The sequence below is a fragment of the Lysobacter sp. A286 genome, from assembly GCF_054052105.1.
In genome coordinates this window covers 1-4,451 of the sequence record NZ_JBSVRJ010000013.1, presented here as the reverse complement: position 1 = coordinate 4,451, position 4,451 = coordinate 1, and the positions used below count along the sequence as shown (strand labels likewise).

Sequence of the window (4,451 nt, the reverse complement as noted above, 5' to 3'; positions counted from 1 at the left end):
CGCTACACCAACAACATGGCAGAAAGAGCTTGCCATGTTGTTGCCTCCGCTACGCAAGTCGGCTTAACTCAGGCGTTAGGCGCTTATGGACACTTCGTCGCTCGTCAACACGGTAGTACGGCAAGTACTGACTCCCATGTGCGAGCCGGTGCATTCCGCCTGGATTGACAGAAATACGACGCCACTCGCCACGAGCGCGGCCGTACTCGAGCTTTCCGACGGAAGCTTGGTCATGCTGGCTCCGTGTGAGGTGTACCTTGACCCGGACAAGTATCCTTCGCTTGGCCTCTCTTTGGAGAAGTGCGCTCCGGGAGCACTGCAATGGGTCAGAGACGGCAGGACTTATTCTATGAGTCCCCTAGCCGACGCGGCTGGACTGCTGCCGTTTCCCGTGGTTCAAGTTGTGGAGTCGGATCCGCTCGGGGAAGGAGCGCTCAGCGAAGTACTGCTGATTGGGCCGCTGGGCCAACTGCTGTTTCGCCATATCATGCCGCCAATGTCGCTCGGCATTGAGGTGACACAGTCGGGCCAAGCACCTAACAATTCATTCAAGCCGATGCCGCTTCGCGGCACGGCTTAATTCTGGCGTTAGCCCCCAATCGGAGTACATGATGAATTGGAAGCAATCGGTCATCCCGCTAATCGTCGCCCTCGCGGTTGGCTGCACTAGCTCCCCACCAAAGAGCGATTCCGCTCATTGGGTCGCACCTGCACAAGCCGTACAACTAGCTGCTGCATCTCCGAGACTGGGAGTAAAAGGCGTCTTTTCCATGACTGTCAAAGCAACGGGCAAGACTGATCGCGTACATCTCAACTCTGAGCTTGATTACCGCGACCAGCGAAATCTATCTATTGCGGTGGAGCGCCGAGCAGCCGAAGAGCTTGCAATTCAGCTGGGCGAGCCGCCGGAACGTGCACTGAAGGGCAAGCAGATTATCGTCACTGGCACCGCTAAGCGCACCAAGATCGTCTTCTTCGCTGACGGCAAGCCCACCGACAAGTATTATTATCAAACGCATGTCGCTGTCACCAGAGCATCGCAGATTCAAGTTCTTTAAGTTGGGGGCTAACAATTCATTCAAGCCGAACGCGACAAGTCGCGTCGGCTTAATTCAGGCGTTAGGTGCCCATGGAAATCATGCGCGAACTTGAAGAGACACTACGCAGACTTGCGTGGGTACTCAGCGAGCCTGAAGCCAAACAGTGGCGCAAGCGTGTCGAGAAATACGCCGACCAGATAGCGTCTGGAAATGTATCAGCCACTCCTGAATTTCTGGCAATGTACCAAGGCAGCATGGGCTCATTTCTCGACTTGCAAGGATCTAGCGTGGACTCGCACCAAGAACTGACCGCTCTGCGGGATCGCGCATACAATCTCGCCTGCGGAGTTCGCACGTGAATCCTCTAGGCTGGGCACCTAACAATTCGTTCAAGCCGAACCTGCTTCGCTACACCAGCAACATGGCAGGTAAAGCTCGCCATGTTGCCGGCACGCTACGCGGGTCGGCTTAATTCAGACGTTAGGTGCGCACCATGCTTGACGTGGCAACCCAATTAGAAGCATCGGCGCGGGACCTTGAGCGTAGTTCGGCGCTTTCGGACTACGAAGCCGTGGATGTTCTTTGGGTTGCGATCATTCGGGTTGCGAACCTCGATGACGGCCAAAACGAGCACAAGCGCCTCCTGGCGTTGCTCGATGACTTGCCGGCCGAGGGAGTTACGGATGTTCTGAGCTGCGCCGGAGCCGAAACTTTGCTCAACCTGGACCCACCACTTGAGGCAATACGCAGCTTTGTTCATGAGCGGCTCGACGTGCAAAGAACTGCCAAGGAGCTAGGTGCGGTCAGAGAGCTGCGCGCCTCAGACCCGAAGGCCGCGCTCGCCAGCTTTGCAGAGACACTCAAGCGCATCCGCAATCGTCGCGCTCACGGGTTCAAGACTCCAGACGGCCCACGAGATCACGTTATTCTCGGGGCAACTACAGATGTACTTCATTGGGTGTGCAGTTTGGCTATCCAGCGGCGCACCTAACAATTCGTTCAAGCCGAACTTGCTTCGCTACACCAACAACATGGCAGAAAGAGCTTGCCATGTTGTTGCCTCCGCTACGCAAGTCGGCTTAACTCAGGCGTTAGGCCTCATGGACGTATCAATTCGATCAGCAAGAGAAAGCGATGCCACTGTCATCGCTGCCATCTACAACACTTACGTGTCTGAAACATGCATCACCTTCGATACTGACCCAGTCCATGCGCCGGAGATGGCGCATAGGATCGCGGAAGCATTGGCATCATCTCTCCCTTGGTTAGTAGCTGAGGCTTCAGGCCAAGTCATCGGCTACGCGTATACCTCAAGATGGAAGGGCCGCTGCGCGTACCGCTACTCGGTCGAGTCCACTGTGTACCTGGATCCAGTCCATACCGGCAAGGGCATTGGGCTACGCCTTTATGCCGCGCTCATCGACGCAATTCGCGCATGTTCGATGCACGCAGTAATAGGAGGCATAGCCCTTCCCAACGATTCAAGCATCGGCCTTCACGAGCGCCTAGGCTTCGTAAAGGTTGCTCACTTTAAGCAAGTGGGCTACAAGCAAGACCGTTGGGTAGACGTGGGCTACTGGCAGCTTTTGCTTGAGGCCTAACAATTCGTTCAAGCCGAACCCGCTTCATCGCCTCGTTCAAGTGTGTCGTTGGCGGTGTTGCATCGGCTTCCGGTCTGCACGGTGCGGGTCGGCTTAATTCAGGCGTTAGGTCGCATGACAGAACTTGCCGTCCCTTGGTTCTTGGTCACAGTTGTCATGACTCCGTTCATGGTTGGTCTTCCGATGCTTCTTTTTCGCATGCTTTCGTCGCGAGAGCCGGAAATGTTCGAGCAAGTTGGAAGCCCGAGCCTTATCCGAGATCGAGACATGGCCTTGGCACAGTTGGGGCGCTTCCTGTATTCACGGCAGCCCGAGAGGATTACTGATCCATTTACATACATACTTGCAAACGCTCTAAGGGTTCTCGGTCCGCTATATGTCTGCACCGCAATTCCGCTTCTGTATCGTCTCATCGTTGGGTCGGGTGCGGCCTAACAATTCGTTTAAGCCGAACCTGCTTCACTCCACCAATAACATGGCAGGTAAAGCTTGCCATGTTGCCGGCTCCGCTACGCAGGTCGGCTTAACTCAGGCGTTAGGCCACGGAGAATTCACATGTCACCTCTGAGAAAGCTTGCCTTTACTACTTTCGTTTTACTGTCAGCCAGCCTGCAACCCGCAATAGCTGTCCGTAACGAACCCAGAGACGTGGAAGCGATTCGTGAGATTGTGGAAGCGTTCCGTACATCCATCATCAATAAGGACAAGGCAACGTTCGTTGAACTCTTCTTTTCTGACAAGCCCGAGCATGTGACTTGGCAGATGGTAGATGACGATACAAGGGTAGCTCGATTCAAGGAATTCGCACCCGAAGCGAGCCGGGTCGTCAGGTGGCCAAAGAGCACCTACCTAGCCATGATCGATACGACAACCGCGGCTGATTCAGGATCGCTCGAGGAGATATTTCGGGACGTAACCATAGATACGGATGGATTGGTCGCTTCCGTGAACTTTGACTATTCCATTCTGCGCAATGGGGAGGAAGCCCATTGGGGCCGTGAGATGTGGCATCTGGTGCACACCGAGGACGGCTGGAAGATCATCTCAGTAATATGGTCGCAACGGGATCCTGTATCCAACGAATGAACAGCGCGTGGCCTAACAATGCGTTCAAGCCGACACCGCATCGGGGCGCGGCTTAACTTAGGTGTTAGGCCTCATGGACAGAGATGCGATTGCCGTGATTGAGATCGATGGAGCGGGCCAGCTCCACGTCGTTCCATCATCCCGCAAATTCCCTTTCATTTATCGCGAGGCCATGGAGGTTCAATGGGACACCTCGCGCTGCTCATTGCACTCTCCGGCACCGCGTGACTGGCCCTACGCTCGCTGGTTCCAGCAAGTTCTTGCAGCTGCACGCGAGCAAGGCTGTGAGTTGTACCCTACTGAAAGCACTCGGTGGCTCAACGTCGGGCCGGACACAAAAGCAGAGCTCTTGCAGGTCGTCGCCAAAGAGGCCTAACAATTCATTCAAGCCGAACCCGCTTCGCGGCTTCGGCAACACCGTCGCATCGGCAAGCGCGCCGCTCTCCTGTTCTTCGCGCTGCGGGTCGGCTTAATTCAGGCGTTAGGCCGCATGCAAAGCTTGCAAATGGAGTTCGTGGAAATCGAGGGAGGTGCAGATCCTGCTCGACAATGAGAACAATGCCAGCAAGCTGAAGCACGCATCGAAGACCGCGAACTCCACTTATGGCAAGAGGGCACGGGTGACGCGGCCTGAGTACATCCGTGTTTGGAAAGCCGCATTCGAGTTTGACAATTTCTCCGACACCGAGCTAGCCCGAGCCCTATCGCTCGTCTCCCAAGGTCG

The 4,451-nt window shown here is 55.4% G+C and carries 8 protein-coding genes; all 8 read left to right on the top strand.

From position 1 onward, the window contains the following. Positions 1-349: 349 nt before the first annotated feature. Positions 350-580, top strand: a complete 231-nt coding sequence (locus tag ACW7G0_RS14180; protein WP_456990645.1) for a hypothetical protein — start codon at positions 350-352, stop codon at positions 578-580. Positions 581-770: 190 nt separating this feature from the next. Further along, positions 771-1,058, top strand: coding sequence for a hypothetical protein (locus ACW7G0_RS14175; protein WP_456990643.1), 288 nt, complete (start codon positions 771-773; stop codon positions 1,056-1,058). Positions 1,059-1,129: 71 nt separating this feature from the next. Continuing rightward, positions 1,130-1,399 (top strand): hypothetical protein, encoded by a 270-nt coding sequence (locus ACW7G0_RS14170; RefSeq protein WP_456990641.1) that lies wholly within the window; start codon positions 1,130-1,132, stop codon positions 1,397-1,399. Between the two features lie 134 nt (positions 1,400-1,533). Continuing rightward, a complete protein-coding gene (locus tag ACW7G0_RS14165; RefSeq protein ID WP_456990639.1) occupies positions 1,534-2,031 on the top strand; it encodes a hypothetical protein in 498 nt (165 codons plus the stop codon). Between the two features lie 19 nt (positions 2,032-2,050). Beyond that, positions 2,051-2,641 (top strand): arsinothricin resistance N-acetyltransferase ArsN1 family B, encoded by a 591-nt coding sequence (locus ACW7G0_RS14160; RefSeq protein WP_456990637.1) that lies wholly within the window; start codon positions 2,051-2,053, stop codon positions 2,639-2,641. Between the two features lie 555 nt (positions 2,642-3,196). Then, on the top strand, positions 3,197-3,727 hold the full coding sequence (locus ACW7G0_RS14155; RefSeq protein WP_456990635.1) for a nuclear transport factor 2 family protein: 531 nt from the start codon (positions 3,197-3,199) through the stop codon (positions 3,725-3,727). A gap of 73 nt (positions 3,728-3,800) precedes the next feature. Further along, positions 3,801-4,103: a hypothetical protein gene (locus tag ACW7G0_RS14150; protein WP_456990633.1), complete on the top strand. Its 303-nt coding sequence runs from the start codon at positions 3,801-3,803 to the stop codon at positions 4,101-4,103. Between the two features lie 154 nt (positions 4,104-4,257). After that, on the top strand, positions 4,258-4,451 hold a 194-nt coding region (locus tag ACW7G0_RS14145; protein WP_456990631.1), incomplete at its 3' end, for a hypothetical protein.